The 26,516-nt window shown below is 68.1% G+C and carries 22 protein-coding genes; 7 read left to right on the top strand and 15 right to left on the bottom strand.

From position 1 onward, the window contains the following. Positions 1-6: 6 nt before the first annotated feature. Positions 7-1,887: an ABC-F family ATP-binding cassette domain-containing protein gene (locus tag LTI14_RS12790; protein WP_241466095.1), complete on the top strand. Its 1,881-nt coding sequence runs from the start codon at positions 7-9 to the stop codon at positions 1,885-1,887. 97 nt (positions 1,888-1,984) lie between these two features. Here LTI14_RS12790 and LTI14_RS12785 read toward each other — a convergent pair whose 3' ends face one another. The 5 genes from LTI14_RS12785 to rsmI form a co-directional block, all read right to left on the bottom strand. Continuing rightward, positions 1,985-2,971 (bottom strand): 4-(cytidine 5'-diphospho)-2-C-methyl-D-erythritol kinase, encoded by a 987-nt coding sequence (locus tag LTI14_RS12785; RefSeq protein WP_241476739.1) that lies wholly within the window; start codon positions 2,969-2,971, stop codon positions 1,985-1,987. 9 nt (positions 2,972-2,980) lie between these two features. After that, complete coding sequence (gene rsmA / locus LTI14_RS12780; RefSeq protein WP_241471210.1) at positions 2,981-3,937, bottom strand: 16S rRNA (adenine(1518)-N(6)/adenine(1519)-N(6))-dimethyltransferase RsmA; 957 nt, start codon at positions 3,935-3,937, stop codon at positions 2,981-2,983. Beyond that, positions 3,934-4,926, bottom strand: coding sequence for a TatD family hydrolase (locus LTI14_RS12775; protein WP_241476738.1), 993 nt, complete (start codon positions 4,924-4,926; stop codon positions 3,934-3,936). Before LTI14_RS12775 ends, rsmA begins: the two co-directional genes overlap by 4 nt. A 131-nt stretch (positions 4,927-5,057) precedes the next feature. Next, positions 5,058-6,932, bottom strand: a complete 1,875-nt coding sequence (locus LTI14_RS12770) for an AMP-dependent synthetase/ligase (protein WP_241466087.1) — start codon at positions 6,930-6,932, stop codon at positions 5,058-5,060. A gap of 66 nt (positions 6,933-6,998) precedes the next feature. After that, positions 6,999-7,922: a 16S rRNA (cytidine(1402)-2'-O)-methyltransferase gene (gene rsmI, locus LTI14_RS12765; protein ID WP_241476737.1), complete on the bottom strand. Its 924-nt coding sequence runs from the start codon at positions 7,920-7,922 to the stop codon at positions 6,999-7,001. 52 nt (positions 7,923-7,974) lie between these two features. Here rsmI and LTI14_RS12760 point away from each other — a divergent pair, with 52 nt between their 5' ends. The 4 genes from LTI14_RS12760 (at position 7,975) to LTI14_RS12745 (ending at position 12,009) form a co-directional block, all read left to right on the top strand. Further along, complete coding sequence (locus tag LTI14_RS12760; protein ID WP_241476736.1) at positions 7,975-9,648, top strand: dolichyl-phosphate-mannose--protein mannosyltransferase; 1,674 nt, start codon at positions 7,975-7,977, stop codon at positions 9,646-9,648. Between the two features lie 93 nt (positions 9,649-9,741). Then, positions 9,742-10,896: a hypothetical protein gene (locus LTI14_RS12755; RefSeq protein WP_241476735.1), complete on the top strand. Its 1,155-nt coding sequence runs from the start codon at positions 9,742-9,744 to the stop codon at positions 10,894-10,896. 5 nt (positions 10,897-10,901) lie between these two features. After that, positions 10,902-11,585: a 5-formyltetrahydrofolate cyclo-ligase gene (locus LTI14_RS12750; protein WP_241476734.1), complete on the top strand. Its 684-nt coding sequence runs from the start codon at positions 10,902-10,904 to the stop codon at positions 11,583-11,585. A gap of 73 nt (positions 11,586-11,658) precedes the next feature. Further along, on the top strand, positions 11,659-12,009 hold the full coding sequence (locus LTI14_RS12745; protein WP_241466078.1) for an FmdB family zinc ribbon protein: 351 nt from the start codon (positions 11,659-11,661) through the stop codon (positions 12,007-12,009). On the opposite strand, the gene cpaB is transcribed toward LTI14_RS12745, so the two are convergent. The 8 genes from cpaB to LTI14_RS12710 form a co-directional block, all read right to left on the bottom strand. After that, positions 11,989-12,732 carry a Flp pilus assembly protein CpaB gene (gene cpaB / locus LTI14_RS12740; RefSeq protein ID WP_241476733.1) on the bottom strand — a complete coding sequence of 248 codons (744 nt, stop codon included), beginning with the start codon at positions 12,730-12,732 and terminating at the stop codon, positions 11,989-11,991. The two genes, LTI14_RS12745 and cpaB, sit on opposite strands and share 21 nt — an antisense overlap. Before the next feature lie 369 nt (positions 12,733-13,101). Then, a complete protein-coding gene (locus LTI14_RS12735) occupies positions 13,102-13,350 on the bottom strand; it encodes a hypothetical protein (protein ID WP_241476732.1) in 249 nt (82 codons plus the stop codon). A gap of 68 nt (positions 13,351-13,418) precedes the next feature. Then, complete coding sequence (locus LTI14_RS12730) at positions 13,419-17,588, bottom strand: DUF4011 domain-containing protein (protein WP_241476731.1); 4,170 nt, start codon at positions 17,586-17,588, stop codon at positions 13,419-13,421. Between the two features lie 173 nt (positions 17,589-17,761). Then, complete coding sequence (locus LTI14_RS12725; protein ID WP_241466069.1) at positions 17,762-18,274, bottom strand: DUF456 domain-containing protein; 513 nt, start codon at positions 18,272-18,274, stop codon at positions 17,762-17,764. Positions 18,275-18,286: 12 nt separating this feature from the next. Beyond that, positions 18,287-19,837 carry a glutamine-hydrolyzing GMP synthase gene (gene guaA, locus LTI14_RS12720; protein ID WP_241476745.1) on the bottom strand — a complete coding sequence of 517 codons (1,551 nt, stop codon included), beginning with the start codon at positions 19,835-19,837 and terminating at the stop codon, positions 18,287-18,289. Between the two features lie 356 nt (positions 19,838-20,193). Next, positions 20,194-21,453: a formamidase gene (fmdA, locus tag LTI14_RS12715; protein WP_241466067.1), complete on the bottom strand. Its 1,260-nt coding sequence runs from the start codon at positions 21,451-21,453 to the stop codon at positions 20,194-20,196. A gap of 68 nt (positions 21,454-21,521) precedes the next feature. Further along, positions 21,522-21,806, bottom strand: a complete 285-nt coding sequence (locus LTI14_RS13375) for an FmdB family zinc ribbon protein (protein ID WP_446740401.1) — start codon at positions 21,804-21,806, stop codon at positions 21,522-21,524. Between the two features lie 52 nt (positions 21,807-21,858). Beyond that, entirely contained in the window at positions 21,859-22,491 is a 633-nt protein-coding gene (locus LTI14_RS12710; protein WP_241476730.1) for an AmiS/UreI family transporter, read from the bottom strand. 274 nt (positions 22,492-22,765) lie between these two features. Between LTI14_RS12710 and LTI14_RS12705 the strand changes: the two genes are divergently transcribed. Next, entirely contained in the window at positions 22,766-24,091 is a 1,326-nt protein-coding gene (locus tag LTI14_RS12705; protein WP_241476729.1) for an MFS transporter, read from the top strand. 45 nt (positions 24,092-24,136) lie between these two features. Here the strand turns inward: LTI14_RS12705 and LTI14_RS12700 are convergent, their stop codons facing one another. Both LTI14_RS12700 and LTI14_RS12695 read right to left on the bottom strand, forming a co-directional pair. Next, positions 24,137-24,658, bottom strand: a complete 522-nt coding sequence (locus LTI14_RS12700) for a DUF3817 domain-containing protein (RefSeq protein WP_241471222.1) — start codon at positions 24,656-24,658, stop codon at positions 24,137-24,139. A gap of 6 nt (positions 24,659-24,664) precedes the next feature. Beyond that, entirely contained in the window at positions 24,665-25,510 is an 846-nt protein-coding gene (locus LTI14_RS12695; RefSeq protein ID WP_241476728.1) for an SURF1 family protein, read from the bottom strand. 137 nt (positions 25,511-25,647) lie between these two features. Between LTI14_RS12695 and LTI14_RS12690 the strand changes: the two genes are divergently transcribed. After that, complete coding sequence (locus tag LTI14_RS12690; protein ID WP_241466057.1) at positions 25,648-26,292, top strand: VOC family protein; 645 nt, start codon at positions 25,648-25,650, stop codon at positions 26,290-26,292. Positions 26,293-26,516: the final 224 nt, after the last annotated feature.

Here is a 26,516-nt window from a genome sequence, read left to right as displayed (position 1 = left end):
GGATAGGTGGCACATCTTCTCGGGGCCGAAGCCCTACACCTGGAATTCCCTACTCGCACCGTGTTCGACTCGGTGACGATCGGCATCAACGAGGGCGACCGCGTCGGCGTCGTCGGTCGCAACGGCGACGGCAAGTCTTCGCTGCTGGCCATGCTCACCGGTCGGCTTGAACCCGACTCGGGGCAGGTCACCCGGCGCAAGGGCGTGCAGTTCGGCGTGCTGGATCAGTCGGACGACCTCGATGACGAGCACACCGTGGGCTATTCGGTCGTCGGGGACGCCGATGACCACGAGTGGGCCTCGGATGCGAAGATCCGCGACGTGATCGCCGGGCTGGTGACCGACATCCCCTGGGAGTCGAAGATCTCCGAGCTCTCCGGCGGGCAGCGCCGCCGCGTGGCGCTGGCGAAGCTGCTGGTGGGCGAATGGGACATCATCGCTCTGGATGAGCCCACGAACCACCTCGACGTGGAGGGGATCTCCTGGCTGGCGAACCACCTGAACCGGCGCTGGCCGCGCAGCTCGGGCGGGCTGCTGGTGGTCACTCACGATCGCTGGTTCCTCGATGAGATCAGCACCACCACCTGGGAGGTCCACGACGGCATGGTCGAGCCGTTCGACGGCGGCTACGCGGCGTATGTGCTCCAGCGCGTGGAACGTGACCGGCAGGCGGCCACCGTGGAGGCCAAGCGGCAGAACTTGATGAAGAAGGAGCTCGCCTGGCTGCGCCGCGGCGCCCCGGCGCGCAGCACCAAGCCGAAGTTCCGCATCGAGGCGGCCAACGAGCTCATCGCCGACGTGCCTCCCCCGCGCAACCCGCTGGAGCTGAAGAAGATGGCCACCGCCCGGCTGGGCAAGGACGTGGTCGACGTCCTCGACGTCTCCATCGGCTTCGGCGACAAGCCGATCCTCAACGAGGTCACCTGGCGGATCGGTCCGGGTGAGCGCACCGGCATCCTCGGAGCCAACGGCGCCGGCAAGTCCACGCTGCTCAACCTGATCGCCGGCAAGCTCGAGCCCGACACGGGCCGGGTCAAGCGCGGCAAGACCGTGCGCCTGGCCACCCTGGATCAGCAGTTCTCCCAGCTGGCCGACATCGAGGGCGATCGGGTCCGCGAGGTGCTGGCCCGCGAGAAGACCCAGGTGGTCATCGACGGCAAGGAACACACCCCGGCGCAGCTGTTGGAACGCCTCGGCTTCTCCACCGCACATCTCTCCGCACGAGTCGGCGAGCTCTCCGGCGGCCAACGACGACGCCTGCAGCTGCTGCTCGTGCTCCTGTCTGAGCCCAACGTGATGATCCTCGACGAGCCCACCAACGATCTCGACATCGACATGCTCGCCGCAATGGAGGACCTGCTGGACTCTTGGCCCGGCACGCTGATCGTGGTCTCCCACGACCGGTACCTGCTCGAGCGGGTGACCGATCAGCAGTACGCGATCTTCGACGGCCGGATGCGCCACGTGCCGGGAGGCGTGGAGGAATACCTGCGGCTCAAGGCCGCCAGGGCCAATGGCGCCTCCGCGGAGTCGGCGGGATCTGGCACGTCTGGTTCAGGCGGTGGAGCTGCTGGCGCCGGGGTCGGTTCCGGGAAGGCCGCGGCTGCGGCCCGTCGGGAGGCGATGAAGACCTCCTCGGCCTCATCGGCAGGTGCCCCGGCGCTGAGCAGCGCAGAGGAGCGCGAAGTGCGCAAGGAGGTCGGCGCGCTCGAGCGGAAGATGCAGAAGCTGATCACCCAGATGGAGAAGAAGCAGCGCCAGATGGCCGATCACGATCCGAGCGACTTCGAAGGTCTGGGCAAGCTCACCGCCGATGTGAGCCGGCTGCAGGGCGAGAATGAGAAGCTCGAGGAACGCTGGCTGGAGCTCTCCGAAAAGGTGGGCTGAGGTACCGCGGTGTTCCGCTGCCCGCGCTCTGCGGGCAGCGCAAGACTGCGGTGCGCCCCGTCAGCTGGGGCGAATCGTGCCCCTGATGACTCTCGGGTCAGCTCTCGCGGCCGTTGATCAGTCGTGCCCCGGCGGCCGGACCGGTGACCGGGATGGCCCAGACCTCGGTCCGCTCCTCCAGGCTGGTGCAGAGCTGATGGGCTGACTCAGCATCCCGGGCGAGGAACACCAGGGTGGGGCCTGAGCCGGAGACCATTCCCTGCAGCGCTCCCTCGATCATGCCGATGTCCATCATGTCCTCCAGGGAGGGCAGACTGGCCACGGCGGGGGCCTGCAGGTCATTGGCCATCAGCGAGGCCACGAGCTCGGCGTCGGCGGTGCAGACCGCCCGGACCAGGTCCGGATCCAGGCCCGGCGCCTCAGCCTCCACTCCGGCTTCGGCGCGCATCTCGTCGAGCTTGGCATAGACGCTGGGCGTGGACAGGCCCGTGTTGGCCGGGACGATGACCAGATGCAGCTCCCCGCGGGTCAGCAGCGGAGAGAGCTCATCGCCCACACCCTGACCCACGGCTGCTCCGCCGAGGATCGCAAACGGCACGTCGGCCCCGAGCTCGGCGCCGATCTCCGCCAGCTGTTCCTTGGAGAGCCCCGCTTCCCAGAGGGCCGAACAGGCCACCAGTGCGGCGGCGGCGTCGGCAGAGCCTCCTCCCATCCCGCCGGCCACCGGGACGTTCTTGGTGATGGTCAGGTCCACTCCGTCGGTGATGCCGAGTCGGTCGCGCAGCTTCGAGGCGGCCTGATGCACCAGGTTGCGCTCATCGAGCGGGATCGCCGCAGCCACCATCTCTCGGGTCTCCGGATCCCGGGTCTGGACCTCGGTGAAGGTAGAACGTTCGGAGAGGCTCACGGTGATCGCCCCGTCCTCGCGCCGGGCCGCGCTGACCTCTTCGTAGAGGGAGACCGCCAGGTAGAGCGTGGCGACCTCGTGATAGCCGTCCTCGCGCAGCGGACCGACGCGCAGGCTCACATTGATCTTGCCCGGAGCCACGGCGGTGACATGTCCGAAGAATTCACTATCGCGCATGCTTCGACCCTACTTCTCGTCACTGACATGCGGGACCGCGCCGGCTGGACCCGAGCTGGCCGCGTCGCGCAGGGCGGCGGCGATCGCGGTGAACCCACTGATGCCCAGGGTCTCGCCGCGGGCGGACGGATCCACCCCGGCGGCCCGCAGCACCGCCTCGGCACGGGTCGGGGATCCCGCGATCCCGGCCAGGCAGGCGCGCAGGGTCTTGCGTCGGGTGGCGAAGGCGGCGTCGATCACCGCGAAGACCTCTTCGCGGCTGAGCTCGGCCGAGGCCTCGGCGCGCCGGTCGAAGCGAACCAGCCCCGAGGAGATCCGCGGCTCGGGCCAGAAGACTCGCTTGCCGACCACGCCGGCCTTGCGCATGTTCGTGTCCCAGGCCGCCTTCACACTGGGGACGCCGTAGATCTTGGAGCCGGGCCCTGCGCAGAGCCGGTCGGCGACCTCGTCCTGGACCATGACCAGGCCCTTGCGCAGCGAAGGCAGGATCTGGAGCAGGTGCAGCACCACCGGGACCGCCACGTTGTAGGGCAGGTTCGCGACCAGCACCTCCGGGCCCGCGCCGTCTCCGAACTCGGCGAAGGACTCCGGGGTGAGCTTCAGCGCGTCCTGCTCCATCACGCGCAGGTTCGCCGCGCGCTCGGGACGGAACCTCTGCACCGTCTCGGCCAGCTGACCGGCCAGCTTGGGATCGATCTCGACGGCGCTGACCAGCGCTGATTCATCTAACAGGCCCAGGGTCAGGGACCCGAGCCCAGGGCCGACCTCGAGCACATGCTCGCTGCCGTCGAGATCTGCGAGGCTGACGATCCGGCGGATCGTATTCGGGTCGATGACGAAGTTCTGTCCCCACTGTTTAGTGGGGCGCACCCCGAGCTGGTCGGCCAGCGCCCTGACATGCGCGGCGGAGAGCAGCTGCGGAGGGCTCTGCTGCGGTCGTCCCTGCGGTGAGTGCTGATCGCTCATGTCCAGCTCCCGTAGGCCTGGGTGGTGTTGAACATGACCTGCTGACACATCGCTTCCACGTTGGTGTTGCGCACCTGGGCCATCAGCCGCATGGTCTGCGGGATCAGATAAGGCGCGTTGGGCTGCCCCCGGTAAGGATGTGGGGTCAGGAAAGGCGTGTCGGTCTCCACCAGGATCAGCTGCGGATCAGCGACCGCCAGCGCCTCACGCAGGGCGTGGGCGTTCTTGAAGGTGACCGTGCCGGCGAAGGACATGTACCAGCCGTTGGCGTTGCAGAGGCGGGCCAGGTCCGCATCGCCGGAGAAGCAGTGGAAGACCACGGCGCTGGGCAGGGTGGGCGCGGCGTTGAGCACGCTGACCACCTCCACATGGGCGTCCCGGTCGTGGATCTGCATCGCGAGTCCACGCTCGACGGCGAGCGCGATGTGATCTTCGAAGCTGCGTCTCTGCGCAGCGACCCCTTCTTCGCCGGTGCGGTAGAAGTCCAGACCGGTCTCCCCGATCGCCACCACCTGTTCATGGCGGGCAAGTTCGGTGATCCTGACGAACGCAGTCTCGTAGTCGCCCTTCGCTGCCAGCACCGGCGCATCGTTGGGGTGCAGCGCGACGGCGGCCTTGAGCTGGGGGTGCTCTGCGGCGGCCTTCACGGAGAACTCCGAGGAGGCCACGTCATAGCCCACGCACAGCGCGCCGACCACGCCGACGGCCTTGGCGACCTCCAGTGCCTGCTGGACCGAGACGGAGATCGCACCGTCGCGGAAGTCCAGGTGCGCGTGATTGTCGATCACCGGCACCGTCAGCGGTTGGGGTGCCGGGGGGTATTGCAGGCGACGCCTCTTCCCGGACTGCTCCTCCGCCTGATCTCGCACGGGACCGGCGGCCGCGCCGTCGTCGTCGGGCTGTTCAGGACGGTAGGCGGCAGGGGTCTCGCCTGGCACCACGGCGGGGCTCGACTCGGCGTCTGGAAGGATTCGCTGCTGTTGGCTCACGGTGATCAACTCTATCGCCCACCCCCCGCGCGGCCTTCCACACCCCGCCCTCCGCTGGCTCCTGCGCAGACTGGGCGTGAGAAGTGCTGCAGAGGCGAGCCGCGATGCAGGCGGACGTGAAGGCGGCGGCGTCAGTTCGCGTAGACCGAATCGATGACGCCCTCGAAGTCGACCAGAACCCGGTGGCGCATCAGCTTCATCGAGGCGGTCATGTGCCCGGACTCTTCGGAGAGTTCGACGTCGAGCAGCTCGAATTTCCGGATGGACTCCGCGCGCGAGACCCTTCGGTTCGCAGCCTCCACCGAGAGGCCGATCTCCTGGCGCACCCTGGGATGCTTGGCGGCGTCGATCAACGACAGCGACCGGTACCCGTTGGCCCGGCACCAGTCCGCCACGGCGTCGGCGTCCAGCGTGATCAGCGCCGCGACGTAGGGCCTGTCGTCTCCGACCACGATGACCTCGGCCACCAGCGGGTGTGCGCGGATGACCTCTTCCATCGGCATGGGGTAGACGTTCTTGCCGCCGGCGGTCACGATGAGGTCCTTCTTGCGCCCCGTCAGCGTGAGGAAGCCGTCCTCGTCCAGGGAGCCGAGGTCACCGGTGCGGAAGAAGCCCTCCGCGTCAAAGGCCTCTGCCGAGGCCTCGGGCTTCTCGTGGTAGCCGTCGAAGATCACCGGGCCCTTGAGCAGCACCTCTGAATCGGCGGCGATCCTCACGGTGTTGCCGGGGACCGGGATGCCCACCGTCCCGATGCGGGTGGCTCCGGGGATGTTCAGCGTGATCGGAGCGGTGGACTCGGTGAGGCCGTAGCCCTCCTGGACCGGCAGTCCGATGCCGGTGAAGAAGTGGGCGATCTCGGGGTTCAGCGCGGAGGCGCCGGAGATCATGTAGCGGACGCTGCCACCGAGGCGGGCGTGGAGCTTGGAGTAGACCAGCTTGGCGAACATCGCTCGGCGTGCGCGCAGCCGCACAGAGGGCCCGGGACCCTCGCCCGTCGCCTCGGCCTGCAGTGCCTTCGAGTACAGGATCGCGGTATCTTTGGCGGTCTCGAAGATCTTTCCCCTGCCCTCGGCGCGGGCCTTGGCGGAAGCACCGTGGTAGACCTTCTCGAAGACCCGCGGCACGGCGAGCAGCCAGGTGGGGCGGAAGCTGGCGAGATCTTCGAGCAGCTTCGCGGAGCTGGCCGAATGGGCCACCTGCACTCCGCGGTACAGACACATCAGCTGCACCGCGCGGGCCAGGACGTGGGCCAGCGGCAGGAAGATCAGCGTGCGGGATTCGTTCTCGCCGAGGATCTGATCGGCGAAGGGCAGAATGTTCGCCGCACCCTCGGCCAGGTTGCGGTGGGTGATGCGCACCCCCTTGGCGCGGCCGGTGGTGCCGGAGGTGTAGACCAGCGTGGCGACGTCGTCCAGGTCGGCCCGTGAGCGGGCCGCCTCGAGCTGCTCATCCGAGATGTGCTCCCCGGAGGCGGCCAGGTCATCGAGCTGGCGCACCTCTTCGATGGGCAGCACCGCAGGGCGGTTCCCGTTGAACTTCACCACGGCGGCGCGCAGGCAGTCCTGGAGCTCGACGCTTCCGGCGAGCGCAAGCGTCGCCCCGGAATCCTCGAGCACGGCGCTGACCTGGTGCACGGAGCTGGTCTCGTAGATCGGCACCGAGATCGCGCCGGCGAACCAGATGGCCTGATCCACCACGGCCCAGCTGTAGCTGGTCGGTGCCATCACCGCGACCCGGTCCTCCGGCTCGACGCCGAGTGCGATCAGCCCCTTGGAGACGCCACGAACCTGGTCCAGGAAACTGGTGATGGAGACGTCCACCCACCCGCCGGTCCCGTTGGGCACGGCGTAGACCGGCTGATGCGGGCGAGCGGCCCAGAGGTCGAGGACCCCGTCAGTGGCGTTGGTGTGCGGTTCCAGCCACGCCACCTGCGCGGTGGCGGCTTCGCGGATCTGATTGCTGCTCGTCTGGGCAACGTGTTCGCTGCCCGTATGCTCCTCGGTCATGGCCCCGCCTGCTCATCGATTACCCTGCGGTGGAGTGCCTCTCCGCTCTGGACGCCATTCTACTGTTCAACCGGACTTTTCGGCGCGCCTCAGGGCCAGGGCGGCATCATAGATCTCGCTGGCCGGGACAGAGTGTGCGGCCCCGATCTCCTTGGCCGCCGTCTTGAGCTTGGTCCCCTCAGCAACCCGCGTCAGCACGACGCCGGCCAGCTCCTCCAAGCTCATCGGCTCGCCCCCCGCTCCGGCGGGTGACCCCCCGCCGAGCACCAGGACCATCTCCCCGCGCAGGTGACGTTCAGCAGCCACGGCGGCGAGCTCGCCCAGGCCTCCGCGCAGCACCTCTTCGTAGCGTTTCGTCAACTCCCGGGCCAGCGCGGCAGGTCGGTCCTCCCCCAGCGCCGCGGCGAACTCGCGGAGCGTGGCGGCGACCCGGTGCGGGGATTCGAAGAGCACCGTGGTCCACTCCTCGGTGGCCAGCCGGTCGAGCAGCTTCTTGCGCTCCCCCGCCTTGCGCGGGACGAACCCGGCGAAGGTGAATCGGTCGGTGGGCAGCCCGGAGAGTGCCAGCGCGGTGGTGACCGCCGAGGCGCCCGGCGCCACGGTGACCCCGACGCCGGCAGCGATGGCGGTCTCGACGAGTCGGAACCCCGGATCGGAGACCGCGGGCATGCCGGCGTCGGAGATCACCAGGATCCGGGTTCCCTTCCGGGCCTGTTCCACGAGCTCCTCGGAGCGGGACGCCTCGTTGTGCTCGTGCAGGCTGAGAAGGCGGGCATGGAAGGTGACCTGCAGCGCTCGGGCCAGGTGGCGCGCGGTGCGGGTGTCCTCGGCGGCGATGACCTCGGCGGTGGCCAGGAGCCGCTTGAGCCGGTCGGTCGCGTCACCGAGATTGCCGATGGGGGTCGCGGCGAGCACGATCGGGGTGTCCCAGAGGCTGGTATCAGCTGGCTCCAAGGGGTTCTCGACCTGTTCTGCCTCGCATGACTCCATGACACGCCCGCTTCTGATCGGTGACCGGCTTGCGCCAAGTAGCATACCCATAGTGAACCCTGCCGAGCCCGCCCGCAGCACTCCGGCCCCTGCCGGGGCGCCCGGGAGCGTCGCCGAGCCGGAAGCCGCAAGGCTGTCCCGGATGGAGCGCCGGCTCCACGCAGAACCGTACCGTCCAGGTCTCTGGGGATGGATTCTGCCCGGGCTGATCACGCTCTTAGCCGGAATCCTGCGGGTGAGAGATCTCGGCACCCCGCACCTGTTGATGTTCGACGAGACCTACTACGTCAAGGACGCCTACGCGCTGCTGCTCACCGGCTATGAGCTGGTCTGGCCGGAGGATGCCGATGACTCCTGGCTGGCTGGTGAGTCACAGCCCACCGGCGACGGCGCCTACGTGGTGCACCCGCCGCTGGGAAAGTGGCTGATCGCGCTGGGGCTGCGGGGCTTCGGCCAGGACAGCGCCTTCGGCTGGCGGATCTCGGCGGCGCTGGCAGGCACCCTGGCCGTGCTGCTGATCGCGCTCATCGCGCAACGGATGTTCCGCTCGGTCTTCCTCGGGGCGTTCGCCGGGATGCTCACCGCGATCGAAGGCCACCACCTGGTGATGAGCCGCGTGGGCCTGCTGGACATTTTCATGATGTTCTTCGTCCTCGCCGCCTTCGGCGCCCTGCTGGCTGATCGATACAGCGGACGACGGCGGCTGGCCGCCTGGGCGGTGCGCCGCAGGCCTGGTGACCGGCAGGCCAGCGGACCGTGGCTGGGGGTCCGCCCGTGGCGGCTGCTCGCCGGGGTGCTGCTCGGAGCGGCGGTGGCGGTCAAGCTCTCGGCGCTGGCCTTCCTCGCGGTCTTCGGCATCATGGTCATCCTCTGGGACCTGCAGGCCAGGCGACTGGCCGGCGTCGAGCGATGGGCGCGGTCCGGGCTTTTGAAGGATGCGCTTCCGGCGCTGGTCACGGTGCTGCCCGTTGCCGCCGGCACCTATCTGGCCAGCTGGACAGGCTGGCTGAGCACGCAGGCCGGCTGGGGTCGGCAGTGGCACCTCGAGCATCCTGCCGAGGGGCTGGCCCGACTGGTGCCGGATCCGCTCCGCTCGCTGTGGAACTACCATGTCTCCGCCGCGGACTTCCATCAGGGGCTCAGCAGCGGACATGACTACGCGTCCTCGCCGTGGACCTGGCCCTTCATGGGCCGACCGGTCTCGATGCACTACGATTCGGTCTCCGCCGGCGAGATCTATGCACAGACCGGTGAGACCTGCGCCGCGGAGACCTGTTCCTCCGCGGTCCTGGACCTGGCGAATCCGCTGATCTGGTGGAGCGGGATGATCGCCCTGGTACTGGTGGGGCTGCTCTGGGCCGGTCGCCGGGACTGGCGCTGCGGCGCGATCCTCTCCGGCTTCGTGGCCGGGCATCTGGTCTGGCTGCTCTTCCCGGACCGGACCACCTTCTTCTTCTACACGATCAGCTATCACCCCTTCCTGATTCTGGCGCTCACCGCGATCGCCGCCCTGGTGCTGCGCATCGGGACCGCTGGTCACCGCCCCGACGGAACGGCCCGCGGGGAGGGGACGATCCTGGCGGCGCGCCAGCGAAACACCGTGATCGTGCTGTGCTTCGTGATGCTGTGCGTGGCCGTCTCGGTGTTCTTCCTCCCGCTCTGGACTGCGGAGATGATTCCCTACGAGCAATGGCGGATGAGGATCTGGATCGATTCCTGGCTCTGAAACTGCGCGCGCACCCTGCGCACCCCGCGATCACCTCAGAGTCCCGGGCCTAAGCTGGAGGGAGCCGAACCGGTCGAAAGGAACGTCTCGAACATGCTTGACCCCGCCGCATCACTGCCTTCGCGCATCCTCTCCGCCGAAGAGACCCGCTGGTCAGTGGAACGCGCCTGGCCGGTGCCGGGGAAGCCGACGATGCTGGCGGTGGAGGTCACCGCCTTCGAGGCTCCCGAGGACGCCGGCACGTCGACCTCCTCTGCCGCTGGCGCTGCGCCCCGTGCCGCCGCGTCGCGGCGCGCCCGAAGAGCAGGCTGCTTCCGCGTCGAGCACCACCGCGGTGCCGCCCGACCCAGCGAGCACCTCGACCTGTTCCCGCCCGATACGGATCCCGAGCTGCCCGCCCTGCGGCAGGCCGCCCAGGGCGGCCTCGTGATCGCCCATGAACCAGGACTGCGGGCAGTGGTGCGGCATCGAGACGGTTCGGACGAGACCTACACCGTGGTGCTGCCGGCAGGCCGCGCGACCGAGCTGCTCGACGGCATGAGACGCGCACAGGCCTTCTCCGGGCCCTTCAGGCTCCCTCGATTGATCAGCCATGATGACTCCACCGCGACGTTCCAGGCGCTGACCGGCGCCTCTCTGCACAGGCCCCAGCGGATCGGCGCGCAGGCATGGGAGACCGCCTGGGACCAGTCCCTGGATGCGTGGTCCACCGCAATCCAGCATCCGGGGGAGCTGCCCGCGAGCGCCCCGGTGCACGGGGCCGCCACGGAGATCCGGCGCCTGCAGCGCTGGGAAGCGCTGGTCAGGCCCTATCTCGTCGGGGCGGAGCTGTTCCACGCGAGCGTCATGGCCGCCTGCGACGCGTTGGCCTCGATCCCTGAGCGTCGGATGGTGCCTGCCCACCGGCAGCTCCGGGATGAAGACCTGCTGTACTCCCCCGAGCTGGGACCGGCGCTGGTGAAGGTCTCCAACGCGGGGTGGGCCCACCCCGCGCTCGACCTGGGCGGGCTGCTCGCCTGCGCCAAGTGGAACGAGCTGCGCGGCCTGTGGGACGCGCCGCGTCGCGCAGTGGTCTTCGGACTGATCAACGACGCCGCCTACCGGAACGGGGTCGCCGGCGACGCGCTGGAGGCCTATGAGAGGGCCGCGCTGCTGCGCCTGAGCGCTCAGTTCACCTTCTCGCCCGGCCTGGCCGACGCCGCAGAGGCCCTGCGCGCCAGCCTCATCCAGTCCGAATACTGGCGCTGAGCCGCATGCCGACACACGCAGACGAGCCCGCGTCCGCCGCGGCAGCGAAGGCGGCCGCGCGATCCCGGCTCCGATCGGCGCGCCGGGAGCTGACAGCTGACCAGATTGCGATCCGCGGCCAGGCCCTGGCCCGGGTCCTGCCGTCCGTGGTGCCCGCAGGCTCAGCGGTGGCGGGGTATGTGCCGATGCCCGGCGAGCCGGACGTGCGGCCGTTCCTCAGCGGTCACGCCGCGGGCGGGGGTGCCGTGTATGTTCCCGTGATCGCCAGCACCCGGGACCGGGTCCTCGAGTGGGTGTCCTGGGCGCCTGAGGCGGAGCTACGGCGCAGCGCGTTCGCGGCCGTCGACGAGCCGCTGGGAGACCGCCTCGGCACCGTCGCGCTGCTTGAACGCCACCCGGAGGGGCTCACCGTCCTGGTGCCCGGCCTGGCCGTGGACCAGCACGGAGCGCGCATGGGTCAGGGCGGCGGCTTCTACGACACCGCCTTCGGAAACGACGCCGACCACCAGGCCTCCACGCCCGTGGAGTCCGCCGCGGACAGTCCGACCGACCTCGCGCCGCTGCGCTTCATCGCGGTGGTCCATGCCGCGGAGGTCCTCAGCCCCGGCGCCTTCCCAGTGGAGCCCCATGACCTGCGGGTGCACATCATCGTGACCGAACGCGAAGCCACGACGCTGAGGCCCGTATAATCGGTTGGCAGTATTGCCGCAGGCTGGCCGGTTGCACCTGACCTCCCAGCGCCCTTCACCTCTGAGGAATCCGATGCCCACTTACGCCTATGCCTGCAAGGATTGCAGCCATGCCTTCGACATCGCACAGAAGTTCAGCGATGACTCGCTGACCGTCTGCCCGGAATGTCAGGGCACACTGCGCAAGAAGTTCGGCTCGGTCGGAGTCTCTTTTAAGGGCTCCGGTTTCTACCGGACGGACTCCCGCGCTGCGGCCAGCTCAGGCACCGACGCCTCAAAGCGCTCCGGTTCCGACGGGGCACCTTCGAGCGCCAGCGGGAACGGCTCCTCCGACTCGTCCTCGAGCCCGGCCAAGGCTGCCTCCGGCGCGGGGTCCTCGAGCGCAGGGTCCGCGGGATCGGGTTCATCGAGCTCCTCCGACTGACCCCTCGGAGGAGGTCTCCGGCTGGTCCGAAGATGGCGGCGGCCCCGTACCGCGCAGACTCAGATGCAGCCGTCCCTCCTGGGTGGCCTGGGCGATGGACTCCGCAGTGGCGGGATCCACCGCAAGGATCACGACGCCGCCCGCCTCAGTCCCGCTGGGCAGCCAGTTCTCCGAATCATCCTGCGGGGACCACAGCACCGGCGCGGCGGTCGCCACCAGCTGTGCGGACGTGCCACGCTCGGGGATGTCGCTCGAGGCCAGCACATCCACTCGCTGCCCCGGCGTGAGCAGTGCGACCATCGCCGGATCGGCCGGGCGCACCGGCACAGCCACCGTGCCGGGGTCCTGTCCGGCGAGCAGCCCGGGCCCCACCAGCTGATCCGGGTGGATCAGCGCCCCTGCCGGGAGTGGCACGGCGACCTGTCGTCCGAGCACCTGCTCCGCCTCCACGGCGTAGTCCCGTGGAACCGCCGCGACATCCACCTGGACCTCTTCCATCACGGCGGCGCTCAGCCGCTCCCCCGCGCCGATATCGGCGCTTGCCCGCAGCGCCGGCGTGGTCTCCACCTGCCCTTGAACTCCGGTGAGCACCGCTGCGCCGGCGGCGCCCAGTCCCAGCAACAGGGCGAGGGGGATGCGGAACCGCTGGATCAGCCGGGGCAGCCCGGCACCGCGCAGTCGGCGGCTGATCCGCGGCGGCCTGACCCTCTGCCCCCGGGCCACGCTGCTCCGATCGGTTGGCATCCGCGGCGCCGATGGGTGAGCAGCCGGTATCCGCCGGGCGCGTCTCCGCGGAGATCGTTCCCGGGTCGGCGCCGGCGGCTGAGAGCGGCGCCGACGCGGTCGCTGCGGAATGAACGGACCCGTCGATTCGGTGGCCGGTTCACCACGGCGGACGCGGGGGCGGGCCTCGTCAGCGCCGCGGGTGCCTGGACGGGTGCGTCGATCGGAACTGATGCTCTGCATGGCCACCAGCGTCCACGAGGAGCGCGGCGCAGGTGCCGCAGCTCCTTGCGCTGTGGAGTCGGGCGACTGACGGCCCTCTCCCCGCGGCCTGGGGAAGATGACCCCGGACCAGCGTGGGGTCCCGGGCTAACCCCAGTGCGGGGGACGCTGACTCAGAATCCACTGCTCATGGGCGGTCAGTGGCACACTGGGCGCGGAGCCCTCGGTCTTCTGCGTCCTGCCGGGGGTCTCCTCTTCTGCGGCGCTGGGATTCTGTGCGGCAGCCCCCGCCCCGCGGCCGGGGACGGAGTCTGCAGCGCCGAAGGGCTCGGTGCTGAATGGGTCGGTGAAGTCAGACTCCACCTCATGGGACTGGCCCGAGGTCGGTGGGGCCACCACGCGCCGTCGTCCTCTCCGCCCGGCGCGTCCGGCGCCACCAGACCCCGCGCCACCGGGCCCAGGCCCTACTGCTTCCATGCCCCGCGCTCCCGCGGCGGCAGCCACTTCTTGGACTTCCGGTGTGAATCCTCGTCCTCGAGGTCCGCCGCGCCGCCGAAGCGGATGCCCTCGCTGCGGGCAACCTGCTCCCGGCCCTTGCGACTGCGGGGGGCCGCCCCCGCAGTGTGCACGGTGATCCGGCCTGACTCGGCGAACTCCGGTCCCGAGGCCAGCCCGACCTGTTCGGCGACGACTTCGGTGCAGCGCACCGGGTTGGAGAAGACCTCGATGGTCCAGAGCGCCATGTAGGTCCAGCCCAGCGCCTCAAACGCGGCGGGGCGCTGCCTCGAGCGTTCGCGCACAGACATCGCGCCATAGCTCCTGGTCCCGTCGGAGACCATCGCCACCGGCACCATCGGCTGGTCCGGAGTGAACCTGCGCGAGCAGGCGGCGAGGTCCAGGGTCCCGCGGAACCCGTCCTCCACCCGCCCGCCGCGGGCCCGGATCCGGTCCACCAGGTCCAGCACCAGCGGATCGGTCAGCTGCGCCGACGCGGTGGGGTTGTCCGACCCTTCGAGACCCAGCCTGATCAGGTCGTAGATCTCCCGAGCGCCGTTGGTCAGCGAGGCGGGGTTCATGTCGGCGTTGGAGAGCGAGGTGACCACGCGCAGGTGGTCACGAGCTCGGGTCAGCGCGATCGCGAAGTGTTCGCGGCCGCGCGCCTCGGAGAGCTCCCCGAAGCGGGTCGCGGCATCTCCCTTCACCGAGCGGCCGAATCCGAGGCTGAAGATCACGTCGTCGCGGACCAGGCCGGCGGCACGCTCCACCGGGGTCACCACGAAGCCCTCGCCGTGGGCGCCATCGGTGAAGAACTCCTTGGCCCAGCCATGGTTGGCGAGGTTCAGCCGGATCGCGTCGGCCAGCCGGCGGGCGTGCCAAGCCGAGCCGGTGATCACGGCCAGCGAGTGCCCGCGTCGTGAGCGCACATGTTCGAAGACCATGTCCACCACCCGGTTGACCTCCCCGGTGGGTGACTCCACGGCGTCGCGGTATCCGGCCTGGATGCCCGCGACCAGCTCCACGGTGAAGCGACGATCCTGGCCGGTCAGCTGGGCGGCGTCGGGGAGTCGCGTGAGCTCGCCGTCGTAGAGCGCGGACGAGAGCAGCCCGGTGAGCTCCTGATCGACCCCGCGGTGGACCTGACGCAGCGCATAGTGCGGGAGCACGGCGGCCAGCTCGGTGTAGATCGAGGCGGGGCGGGGCTGCTCGGCCTCGCGCGCGACCGGATCGGCGGAGACGTGGAAGGGGGTGGGCGAACCGGCCACCGGGTCACCGAACGCCACCACCTGGGCGGCACGGGTCACCGCGTTCAGCGCCGTGGGCACGGCGAGCGATTCGGCATCGAGCAGGATGACGACGTCGGCGCGGTATTCAGGCGGGAACTGCTCTCCCAGCCCCAGCGGCGAGGTGGTCCAGATCGGGACCAGCGGCTGGGTCACCTTGGAGTTGATCGCCTCCAGGGCCTCGATGGTGGGGGTGGAATCGCGCAGCAGGGCGCGCAGGTTCGCGGCGGCCTGCGGGTGGGCCTCCACGGCGGACTTCCAGCGCACCGCAAGGGCGTGGCCCAGTCGCTGGGCGCTGGACTCGATGTGCCCGGCGTCGGACTCGCGGAAGGTCTCCTCGATGCTGCGCAGGTTCTCGCCGGTGGTCATCGCCAGGTAGTCGTCACCGGAGATCATCGCCTCCAGCGCGGACTGCCACCAGGCGAGCTCCAGCTCCTCGCCGACGACGTTCGCGCTGATCCCACGCTCGGAGAAGTCCTCCATCAGGTCCCGGAAGCCCTGCTCGCGCAGCTGTTCGCCGAGCAGCGTGCGCTCGGGCAGGGTCTCCAGCGGCTTCTCATCCGCGGCCAGGGTCTCCACCGTCTGCAGCAGCTCTTCAATGGGCATCTCGGTCAGTGATCCCGTCTCCAGGACCTCATCGAGACGCTGCAGCCGGGCCTGGACCTTCCCGAAGCTGTCACAGAGCGTGTCCAGCCGGGGTGGGACCTTCGGCGCGGAGTCGGAGATGGACCACTGGTTCCACTCCTCCCGCTCGGACTGCACATCGATCAGCGAGGAGTGCAGGTCTCCGATGGCGACGCCGGGGCGCACGTATTCCTTGGCGACCCGGCGCAGCCGCGAGCGGGTCACGGAGGTCATCTCCACGTTGTTCTGTCGGCGCCACCAGCCCGGGGCCGTGGCGGCGATGAGGTCGTCCACCGCGCGGGCATAGACGTCGTGGCTGAACCTGCCCAGCGATTCCTGCACCCGCTGGAAGAGCAGCACCTGGCTGTTCCACTGGCTGAAGGTCGCACCCGCGGTGATCCCGGCGGCCTGGCATGCCGAGACCATCATCTGCTGCAGCTCCGGCAGCTCCTCACGCAGCTGGACGACCAGGGCCATAGCGTCCCGGGTCTCCTGCCGGTTGGACAGGCGCGCGTTGAACCAGGGGCTGTCGCGGGTCTCGGCGGAGAAGGCGCCCAGCTCGGCGGCGCGCTTGAGCTTCACGGTGATCTGGCTTCGGTCCACGGTGTGGTCCAGCACCGAGCGTTTGAGCCGGACAGAGGTCGACGGCGCGGGCGTCAGGCTGGTCAGCGCGGCCAGGGCCTGCATGGCCTGGTAGGGCGAGCAGTCCCAGCGGCGGCGCACATTGTGAAGCGACTTCACGTGGTCCACCAGCTGGTGGCGCGACTTCTTCAGCCTCGAATGTACGGTTCCCAGTCGGGGCGGCTCGGCCCGCTCATTGCGCCGGATGGCGCGGATGAGCTGGTCGCGGATGTCTTCGGAGGTCGCGGCGGCGGAGATGTTGCCCGCCAGCGTGCCCAGGTGGACCTGCGCGAGCCGGTCCTTGAACTGTTCCAGGGTGGCGGTGCGCTCGGCGAGGACCAGCACCCGCCTGCCCTGCCAGGCGAGGCCGGCCGCGGCGTTGATCGCGGTCTGGGTCTGACCGGTGCCGGCGGGCGCGGAGACCACGACGGACTGCCCGGCGAGCACCGCGTCCAGGGCGGCCTGCTGGTGCGGATCGGCGTCGGCGACCAGGCGCTCGTCGCGGGGTTCCCGATCATCCACCGAGGGCAGGTCTTTCAGCGTGCGATCGGCCCGGGTCTGCCCCAGCGGCTCACCGGCGGCCATGGCGTGGATGACGGGGTGATCGAGCTCCAGCCCCGTGGGATCACCCAGGAAGGTCAGGTCCGCAAAGGTCGAGACGTGGAGCTGGCGCCACACCTGCACCGAGTGCAGGGTGTCCACGCCGGCGGCGATGCGCGCGAGCGTGTCCGCGGGACGGTTCGGGTCGAAGCGGGCTGTCACATAGCCGGTGTTGTGGAACTCCACCGGGTCCAGTCGGGTGCTGTGCCGGGCGGCCAGGTGACGGATCAGCGCGGGGTTGAGCCGGGCGGCTGCGCTGAACTGGATCTCGAAGTCACCGCTGCCGTCCTCACGCGGGCGCAGGGTGATCGGCACCAGCATGATCGGAGCTGTGAAGTCTTCGGTGAACTGCTCGCCGGAGGAGGCCTGGCCAGCGTCCTCGGTCCAGCTGACCACCCCGGCGGCGAGGAACCCGACGTCGATCCCGCGCTCCTCGGACATCTCCCGGGTCTTGGCCCGGATGCCCTGGGCGGCGTGCTTGCCGATGGTGAACGCGTTCTGATCGTTGAGCAGCGTGGAGAGCCGGGTCTTGCGACCCGCCATGAGCTGCATCATGCCCGAGGAGTTGGCGTCGGTGAGGTCGATGGCGTTGTGCTGGTTCGGGGAGAAGCGAAGCATCGTGTCGTTCTCGGTGCCGGACCCCATTGATTCCAGCCAGGCGGCCACCGGGTCTCGACCATCGGGGCGGGAGCCGACGGAGGCTGGGGAGTCCGCGGAGGCTGCGGAGTCGGGTGAGGCTGGGGACTGCGGCGAAGCCGGGGACCCGGGCGAGTCTGGGGACTGGGGCGAGTTCGGGGAGCTCGGCGAGCCGAGAGACCCTGCCGAGGCAGCCGAATCAGCGGAGCCTGCCGAACCTGCAGACTCCGCGGTGGACGCCGATGCCGCCGAGCTCGCGGTGGCGCGGGCGGCGTCGTCGGAGGTGTCACGGCGCTGATGCTCCGTCACAGGTTCTGCCGGCCCATTCTCGGACGACAGGTCCCACTCCTCAGCGGCTGGTTCTTTGCTCACAGACGACCTTCCACAATCCCCACCGGGGTGGGCTCACGCCCACTCCGGCACCCCCGTCTCCGTCAGGAATGACGAGGATCGCCGATAATTACATGCATTGAAGTCTAATGATCCCGACGGCACAACCTGCAATCGGTCTCAGCCTGACCTTGAAGCCGCTGGCCCGTCCCGGATCAGGAGACGAAGTTGATCAGCGAGCCGATCAGGAACGCCGAGATCGCCAGTCCGGCGAGCAGGAATTCGAGCAGGATCCCAAGTCCGACGGCGCGCAGCGCGTGCAGGCTCGCTGTCCCGGCGGCGAGCCAATCGCGCTCTCGACGGACGAACTCCGCGCCGAAGAGCCCCGCGGCGAAACCGATGAAGAGCCCCAGCGGCGGGAATACGATCAGCCCGACGAGCGCCGTGACGACGGCGATCATGATCGGTCCGCGCGGGATCTGTTGCCGGTGCAGCGATCGACCGGTGAGCACCGTGGAGCTTCCCCAGCCGATCACGGCCAGAACGACGCCGATGATCGCCGTGGTCCAGACGACCGGTCCGCCGAGCAGCAGCGCCCAGACGATCAGGGTGATGATGATCAGCAGCGAGCCGGGCAGGATCGGGAGCACGACGCCGAGCGCGCCGATGACCAGCAGCAGCCCGGCGATGACGGTGGTGATCGCCTCAGCGGCGGAGGAGTCGAGCATGAGTCTTCCGACTCACTCCCATTCGATGGTGCCTGGCGGTTTGGAGGTGACGTCCAGGGTGACCCGGTTGACCTCTTCGACCTCGTTGGTGATCCGGTTGGAGATCTTGGCGAGCAGCTCATAGGGCAGGCGGGACCAGTCGGCGGTCATCGCGTCCTCGGAGGAGACCGGGCGCAGCACGATCGGGTGACCGTAGGTGCGGCCGTCGCCCTGGACGCCGACCGAGCGGACGTCGGCGAGCAGCACGACCGGCATCTGCCAGACCTCCTGGTCCAGCCCCGAGGCGGTGAGCTCCTCGCGGGCGATGGCGTCGGCCTTGCGCAGGATCCGCAGCCGGTCCTCGGAGACCGAGCCGATGATCCGGATGCCCAGGCCGGGGCCCGGGAAGGGCTGGCGCTGGACGATCTCGGCGGGCAGGCCGAGCTCGGCCCCGACGGCGCGGACCTCGTCCTTGAACAGCGCGCGCAGCGGCTCGACGAGCTTGAAGACCATGTCCTCGGGCAGGCCGCCGACGTTGTGATGGGACTTGATGTTCGCCGCGCCCTCACCGCCGCCGGATTCCACCACATCGGGGTAGAGGGTGCCCTGGACCAGGAACTCGACCTTGGCACCGTCAGCGGCCGCCTCGGCGAGCACGGCCTTCTCGGCGCCCTCGAAGGCCCGGATGAACTCGCGGCCGATGATCTTGCGCTTGGCCTCTGGGTCGGTGATGCCCTCGAGCGCGGCGAGGAAGCGTTCGCGCTCGTCGGCCACATAGAGCCTGGCGCCGGTGGCCGCGACGAAATCGCGCTCCACCTGTTCGGCCTCACCTTCGCGCAGCAGCCCGTGGTCGACGAACACGCAGGTCAGCTGGTCTCCGATGGCCTTCTGCACGAGGGCGGCGGCCACAGCGGAGTCCACACCGCCGGAGAGTCCGCAGATCACGCGGGAGTCTCCGACCTGGGCGCGGATCGCGGTGACCTGTTCTTCGACGATGTTGCCGGTGGTCCACTCCGGGGTCAGGCCGGCCCCGATGTAGAGGAAGTTCTCGATGACCTGCTGGCCCTGGGGCGAGTGGCGCACCTCGGGGTGCCACTGCACGCCGTAGAGCCTGCGCTGCTCATCGGCGAAGGCTGCGACGGGGGCGCCTTCTGAGGAGGCGAGGACTTCGAAGCCCTCGGGGGCCTTCTGCACGGAGTCGCTGTGCGACATCCAGGTGGACTGGACCGCGTCGGTGCCGGTGAGCAGCGAGTGCGGGGCGTTGACGCTGCGCACCGCGGTCTTGCCGTATTCGCGGTCGCCGGTGCGGGCCACCTCGCCGCCGAGGCTGTGCGCCATGGCCTGGAAGCCGTAGCAGATGCCCATCACCGGGATGCCGGCCTCGAACAGCTCGGTCTCCACCTCTGGGGCACCCTCGGCGTAGACCGAGGAGGGTCCGCCCGAGAGGATCACAGCGGAGGGGTTGCGCGAGATGATCTCGGCAGCGGCGAGGGTGTGCGGGACGACCTCGGAGTAGACCCGGGCCTCGCGGACGCGGCGGGCGATGAGCTGGGCGTACTGCGCGCCGTAGTCCACCACCAGCACGGTCTGGGCCGCGGAGTTGGAACGCTCCACGGCGGGGACAGCAGAGTCTGCGGAATCGGGCTGAGAAGTCACCGCTCCATCCTAGCGGTCCGGGTGTTGTCGCCTGTCCCCGGGCCCTCCACCCACCTCCCTGGGACGCAGCCGGGCGGGATATCGAGTCGTCCGGCGCTCATGACGCCCGTTCGTGCCCCAGCGATGGGAGCCCCGCCAAGGATTCTGGCGCGCCGCACCAGGTCTGCGCTGACAATGAGCAGATAGGTCTGCCGCGCGCCTGCAATGGGTGAGCGCCCCCACTTGCTCATCGAAGAGCTCCTTGTCCTGGATGAGGGCGCTCACCACTTCACGCTGCGCGCGGGCTATTTCTGATTTGCTGCGCGGGGCGCACCGATCCCTGGATCGATCTGCACGGGACCCGACGCGGAGGGGCGAACGTCGAAGTCGAAGATCGCGGTCGGCAGGTAGACCGTGGAACACGAGTTTGGAATGTCGACGACGCCGGACAACCGCCCTTCGATCGGCGCTGCGCCGAGCAGCAGATACGCCTGTTCGGGGCTGTAGCCGAACTTAGTGAGGTAGTCGATCGCATGCAGGCATGCCCGCTGATATGACAGATGGGAGTCAAGGTATCGCTGCTCGCCATCGAGAGTCACCGAGGTACCTGAGAACGCGAGCCACTCGCTGTACTGCGGATCGACGTTGCCCGGCATGAAGATCGCGTTCTCCGAGACGCCGTAGGTCTCCATGCCACCCTTGATGACATCGACCCGGAGATCGATGAACCCGCCCATCTCAATGGCACCGCAGAACGTGATCTCGCCGTCTCCCTGTGAGAAGTGCAGGTCGCCGAGAGAGAGGTTGGCGCCGTCGACGAACACGGGATAGAAGACACGACTCCCCTTGGTGAAGTTCTTGATGTCCTGGTTTCCCCCGTTCTCGCGCGGCGGAGCAGTGCGGGCCGCCTCGGATCCGACTCTGTTCCATTCCGCCTGATCAAGCCCCCCGAGCACGGCATGCTCCGACTCAGGAGGGAGCGCGAGCGGAGGCACACGGTCTGGATCCGTCGCGATCAGGGCACCCTCACGGGCATTCCATTTCGCCAGCAGCTCCGCCGAGGGCGCGGTACCCATAAGGCCCGGATGGACGATGCCGGTGAAAGAGACACCAGGTACATGGCGTGAGGTGGCAGTCTGCCCGGAGAAATCCCACACCGCCTTGTAGGCGTCGGGGAACTGCTCGGTGAGGAAACCACCACCATTGTTCCGCGAGAAGATGCCTGTATATCCCCAGCCCTGTCCTGCGAGCGGGCCGTCGTCTTCCTGTGGAATAGGGCCGACGTCCAGAATGTCCACGATGAGCAGGTCTCCGGGTTTGACCCCCTCCACGTGGAACGGGCCGCTCAACGCGTGGACCGTGAGCAACGGCGCGTTGAGGATGTCCTCTGCGGAATCATTGTTCTCGATGGCCCCGTCGAACCATTCTCGGCAGTCGACGCGGAAACTTTCTCCCGGCTTCACGGTCGCTACGGATGGAATCTCAGGATGCCAGCGATTGTGTCCCAGCTTTTCCTGGTCACCGAACTTTTTCGAGGAATCTAACTTGAATATTGTCTTCGGCATTTTGGTTTCTCCTTATGAATTCAACATCGCCTGTAGTCATGTCAAATATCTGGCAGGAAAACCTCCGTTCAGGTCCGCGGGAGAGTCGCGTGAAGAGGATTAGTGGTGATCGGAGTCGACCGCCCTGCCTGGTGCGGCAACTTGGAGACAACGTCGGGCTCGTGAGCGCTTCGCAGGGAACTCTCCACGGCTCGGAACGCCGCAGTACCTGCTCGAGACAGGTTCACTGAGGTGATAATCCGCACCGCTGATGCATCGCATTGCTGGCACGCCCGCTTTCGCGGCACTTCATCCATTGTGTAGGAGGCATCGAAACTGCAACCTTGATCGCACCGGAAGCTGTAGAGCGGCATATGACCTCACCATCCTGTTGATATCGGACACCCAAGCGGAACCTTTCGACTCTCAGGCCGACGCATTCAACGGGTCTTTGTCGCGAGAGACGCTCACCCTGTTTGGAGCTCCGAGAAGCCAGGCCAGGAGAAACAGCACCACTGCAAGCGCCGCCCCGATCAGCGCTGCTCCATCTCCGGTCGGGTAGTTCTGGGTGAGCAGCAGGAACGAGGTGACGGCTCCGGTGAAGATCCCGAGGAACAGCGTGAACCAGCCAGTACGGCGCTGGATGCTGACCTTGCCGAGTCCCAGCAGCACGAAGAACATGAACCAGAGCACTGCCCAGGAGAACCAGATGACACCGAACAATGGGTCGTCTACCAGCGTGAAATTCAGCGTTCCGTAGACAACGGCGCAGGCCGCGACAAAGAGAGAAAACCAACCCAGACCCTCACCTGGAGCATCGGTCAGGACATTCCATGCGACATACAGGTAAGTGAAGCCGAAGAGAAAGAGTCCTGACGCACCGAGTATGATCTCGGGATCACCTTCAGACTGTGCAAGAATAATGGTCGGGAAAACCACCTGCATGGCTCCGACGAACAAGTTCATTGCGGCGGCGGCTTTACCGGGAACCACATCCAACAACATCAAGCCATTGATGATCAGAACCGCACCAACATAGAGCAAACCCACACTACCCATGACCGCCTCCTTGCGATGCCGAGTAAAGGTCGCGAAGAATATCAGTCTCTCCCCTGAGCGAGCAAATGTCCAGGACTTTTCAGGCCCAGACGGAAATCGAGGGTCAGCGATGTGCGGACGCATGCTCTGATTGCCGCCGTCTCGACCTGGTGTCTCGGTGTGGACCAAGCGGACCCCGCCCTGCCGGGCGTCGGTGATCAACGTCCGGGGGCTGGTCGGGACCAGGACGACTACGAGGGCTTGCCTGCCCTGCGCCCGGTGTAGGTTATCGACCATGTATTCAGGGGGCGACCAGCAGCGGGGCGAGGTGCGACGAATCGACGTCCAGCGGCGCACGCTCACCGTCGTCGTCTTCAGCCAGATCCTCGGCGGCGCCGGCCTGGCCGCCGGGGTCACCGTGGGCGCCCTGCTGGCCCAGGAGATGCTCGACTCTGCGAGTCTGGCCGGGCTGCCCATCGCCCTGTTCACGCTGGGCTCCGCGCTGGCGGCGTTCTCCGTGGGGCGGGTCAGTCAGCGCTGGGGCCGCAGGGTCGGATTGGGCATCGGCTTCACCGCCGGCGGGTTCGGAGCGATCGGGGTGGTGGCTGCCGCGGTGGAGGATCATGTCCCGCTGCTCTTCTTCGCGCTGTTCATCTACGGCGCCGGGACCGCGACGAACCTGCAGGCCCGCTACGCCGGGACAGACCTCGCACCTGAATCACGCCGCGGCACCGCGATCAGCATCGCGATGGTCTCCACAACCCTCGGTGCGGTGGCCGGACCGAACCTGGTGGAACCACTCGGGGATCTGGCGAGGAGCCTAGGAATCCCACCACTGGCGGGCCCCTTCCTCCTCGCCGCAGCGGCATACCTCGCCGCCGGAGCGATCCTGTTCATCTTTCTGCGGCCGGATCCGTTCTTGCTGGCGCGTGAACTTGCGGAGATCGAAGCGGCCGACGCCGCCGCAGAGCAGTCCGCAGAGCAGTCCGCGGAGCAGGCCGCCGCAGAACCTGCCGCCGCCACAGGGCCCTCCCCTGCTCCAAAGCCTGAGACCGGAGCGTATATCGGCGCCACGGTGATGGTGCTCACCCAGGTCGCGATGGTCGCGATCATGACCATGACCCCGATCCATATGCTCGCCCATGGCCACGGTCTGAGCTCGGTGGGGCTGGTGATCGGGCTGCATGTGGGCGCCATGTGGCTGCCCTCGCTGGTCACCGGGATCCTGGTGGACCGTTTCGGTCGGATCCCGATGAGCGTCGTGGCGGCGGTGATCCTGCTCAGTGCAGGCCTGGTGGGGGCGGTCGCCCCCGGGGATTCGCTGGAGCTGCTGGTTCTGGCGCTGATCCTGCTGGGGGTGGGCTGGAACGTGGGTCTGATCGCGGGCACGGCGCTGGTCGTGGATGCGACCATCCCGGAGAATCGCCCGCGCACCCAGGGCGGCGTAGATGTGCTGATCGCCCTCGCCGGAGCCGGCGGCGGGGCGATGTCGGGGATCGTGATGTCCGCGACGAGCTTCGAGCATCTCTCGCTCGGCGGCGGCCTGCTCGCACTGCTGCTTATCCCGGTGCTCTTCTGGGCCCGCCGGACGCGCGCCCGGCCGATACCAGCTCACCGCTAGATCCGGTGCCGAGAGCCACCTCGTGCCAGCGGCCCGAGACCGCGCTCAGTAGCGGCGCACGGCCTCCGGGTTGGACTCCATGTCCACCCTGACCTCGCGGGCGATCTTGCGCTCCACCACGAAGCTCAGGAACGGCACGACGCCGCCCAGCACGATGGTGACCAGCCGGCCGACCTTCCAGTTCATCAGGTACCAGAGCCGGAATCCGGCGATGATGTAGATGACGTAGATCCAACCGTGGATCACTGCGATCCAGTAGGAGATTCCGGTGCCGTCCATCACCGAGTCCTTCGGGTGGAAGCCCAACGTGTTCTCCGCCCCTTCGGCGGTGGTGCCGCCGGCGTAGAGCTCGTAGCCGAATCCGTAGTCCATGATCATCTTGGCGACCAGGATCAGCAGCATGATGCCGGTGATGAAGGCGAAGACCTTGTAGAAGGTCAGCGAACCCTGGATCTGCGCGGCGGTACCGCCGAAACGGCGCTGCTTGGGCCGCGGCGGCGCCGGCGGGATGTCATCGGCGATCTGGGGATCGGTCACGGGGGAATCGCCCGTACGGGAATCACTCATGAGTCTCTAGTCTTTCGCTTGGGTCTGCTGCCGCAGGGCGAGCTGCTCGGCGCGCCACTGCTCCTGCCATTCGCGGTCCAGCCGTTCTTCCTCCAGCTGCTTCTCGTGGGCGTCCTTGACCAGCCGCCACCAGAGATAGAAGGCGAACCCGGCGAAGACCGTCCATTCCACCCCGTAGAAGAGGTTCAGCCAGTTGATGTCCGACGTCTCGGGCTGCGGGTCGACCTGCACCGGTTCCATGCCGGAGGACGACGACGCCGCACCCACCTCCGCGCCGCTGGCGTCTGAGCTCTCGAAGGCTACGACGAAGCCGGAGTAGCCCGGCTCGTCCCACACGTTGATGAGCTCTGCCGGGGAGAGGGTGGGAAAGATCTGCGTCCCATCGGCGGACATCCCGCGCTGACCCGGTCCGGGAGCCTCGGGAGGAAGAAGCCGCCCTTGGATCTCGAGCGGCTCACCGGAGGGAAGCTCATCGGCTTCAGCCGGATCCGTGACCCAGCCGCGCACCACCGGGATGATGTTGTCATCCGGCGCATCGTCGGGTCGGAAGGCCGCGACCACCCAATAACCGGATGTTCCGTTCTGCAGGCGTTCATCGATGATCACCTGGGTGTCTTCGAGGAACTCACCGCTGACGTCCACGATCCGGTCGGCTTCGGCCACCGTCATCGGCTGCTGCGGCTGGTGGGCCTCGGTGAGCGGGACCGGGGTCTCGGTGACCTCTTCGGTCGGGGGCGGTTCAGAGCTCGATTCGCTGAACTGCCAGGCGCTCAGCACCACGAAGACTGTGGCCAGGACCAGCGCCAGGGCGAGGGTCCCGATCCATTTGGGCTGCAGAGCGGTCTTGAGCACTTATCAAGGATACGCGCCATGCGGGGGCTGGGGGCGCCGTCGTCGTGATGTTTCTACAATCAGTAGAAAAACGCCGGATAAGTATGAATATTCAACCCGATTTATATCTCTGCGCCCAGTGGTGTCATGATGGCAACATGATGCGCCTCGATCACGTCTCGTATGCAGTCGGTCCCGATGGAATGAAAGCCACGGTGGAACGAATCACCGATGCGCTGGGCGTGGAACGCGTCCGCGGCGGCATTCACCCACGTTTCGGCACTCGCAATGCGATCATTCCGCTGGAGAACCGGCAGTACCTCGAGATCGTCGAGGTGCTGGACCACCCCAGCGCCGACAAGGCCCCCTTCGGCCAGGCCGTGCGCAACCGTTCCCTGGTGGGCGGCGGCTGGATGGGCTGGTGCGTGAGCGTCGATGACCTCTCCCCCTTCGAGGAGCGGCTGGGACGCAAAGCCGTCCCGGGCAACCGCAAGTTCCCCGACGGTCAGGAGCTGACGTGGCAGCAGATCGGGATCAAGGGACTCATCGCAGATCCCCAGGTGCCCTACCTGCTGCGCTGGAACGAAGGCACCTACGGACTGCACCCCTCCCAGGCCTATCCGCCTGAGGCGGCGCTGACGAAGCTGAGCATCGCAGGCTCCCCAGACCGGGTCACCCAGTGGCTGGCCTGCCCGAACGTAGACCCCTTCGAGGACGTGGACGTGGAGTGGATCGCGCCCTCCGGAACTCCGGGCATCATGTCGGTGACCTTCCGCAGCCCCAAGGGCGACGTCACCATCTGAGCCGCCTCCGGCGGGTCCGCATACTCCCTCTCACCACATGCGAAGGCGGGGCCCACCATCGGTGGAGCCCCGCCTTCGCATGTGAGCGTCCGAACATTCGGTCTTCCGCTCGACCATACGGAGACCCTCGGGGATCTCGGTCTCAGCTGCCGCGGACCTCCTCTGCCGAGGACCTGGCCGAATCCGTGACGGCGCTCTTCTGCTCCTGACCCTCAGACCTCACC

It is taken from the genome of Nesterenkonia sp. YGD6 (assembly GCF_022565895.1).
Classification (GTDB): domain Bacteria; phylum Actinomycetota; class Actinomycetes; order Actinomycetales; family Micrococcaceae; genus Nesterenkonia.
This window is presented reverse-complemented; position numbering and strand designations above follow the sequence as displayed.

Excerpts from the sequence above, each read along its gene's own strand:
- LTI14_RS12710 (WP_241476730.1), bottom strand. The coding sequence starts at position 22,491 with ATGGGTAGTGTGGGTTTGCTCTATGTTGGTGCGGTTCTGATCATCAAT.
- LTI14_RS12745 (WP_241466078.1), top strand. The coding sequence starts at position 11,659 with ATGCCCACTTACGCCTATGCCTGCAAGGATTGCAGCCATGCCTTCGAC.
- LTI14_RS12725 (WP_241466069.1), bottom strand. The coding sequence starts at position 18,274 with ATGCTCGACTCCTCCGCCGCTGAGGCGATCACCACCGTCATCGCCGGG.
- LTI14_RS12705 (WP_241476729.1), top strand. The coding sequence starts at position 22,766 with ATGTATTCAGGGGGCGACCAGCAGCGGGGCGAGGTGCGACGAATCGAC.
- LTI14_RS12700 (WP_241471222.1), bottom strand. The coding sequence starts at position 24,658 with ATGAGTGATTCCCGTACGGGCGATTCCCCCGTGACCGATCCCCAGATC.
- LTI14_RS12770 (WP_241466087.1), bottom strand. The coding sequence starts at position 6,932 with ATGACCGAGGAGCATACGGGCAGCGAACACGTTGCCCAGACGAGCAGC.
- rsmA (WP_241471210.1), bottom strand. The coding sequence starts at position 3,937 with ATGAGCGATCAGCACTCACCGCAGGGACGACCGCAGCAGAGCCCTCCG.
- LTI14_RS13375 (WP_446740401.1), bottom strand. The coding sequence starts at position 21,806 with ATGCCGCTCTACAGCTTCCGGTGCGATCAAGGTTGCAGTTTCGATGCC.
- fmdA (WP_241466067.1), bottom strand. The coding sequence starts at position 21,453 with ATGCCGAAGACAATATTCAAGTTAGATTCCTCGAAAAAGTTCGGTGAC.
- LTI14_RS12750 (WP_241476734.1), top strand. The coding sequence starts at position 10,902 with ATGCCGACACACGCAGACGAGCCCGCGTCCGCCGCGGCAGCGAAGGCG.
- rsmI (WP_241476737.1), bottom strand. The coding sequence starts at position 7,922 with ATGGAGTCATGCGAGGCAGAACAGGTCGAGAACCCCTTGGAGCCAGCT.
- LTI14_RS12690 (WP_241466057.1), top strand. The coding sequence starts at position 25,648 with ATGATGCGCCTCGATCACGTCTCGTATGCAGTCGGTCCCGATGGAATG.
- LTI14_RS12785 (WP_241476739.1), bottom strand. The coding sequence starts at position 2,971 with ATGCGCGATAGTGAATTCTTCGGACATGTCACCGCCGTGGCTCCGGGC.
- LTI14_RS12755 (WP_241476735.1), top strand. The coding sequence starts at position 9,742 with ATGCTTGACCCCGCCGCATCACTGCCTTCGCGCATCCTCTCCGCCGAA.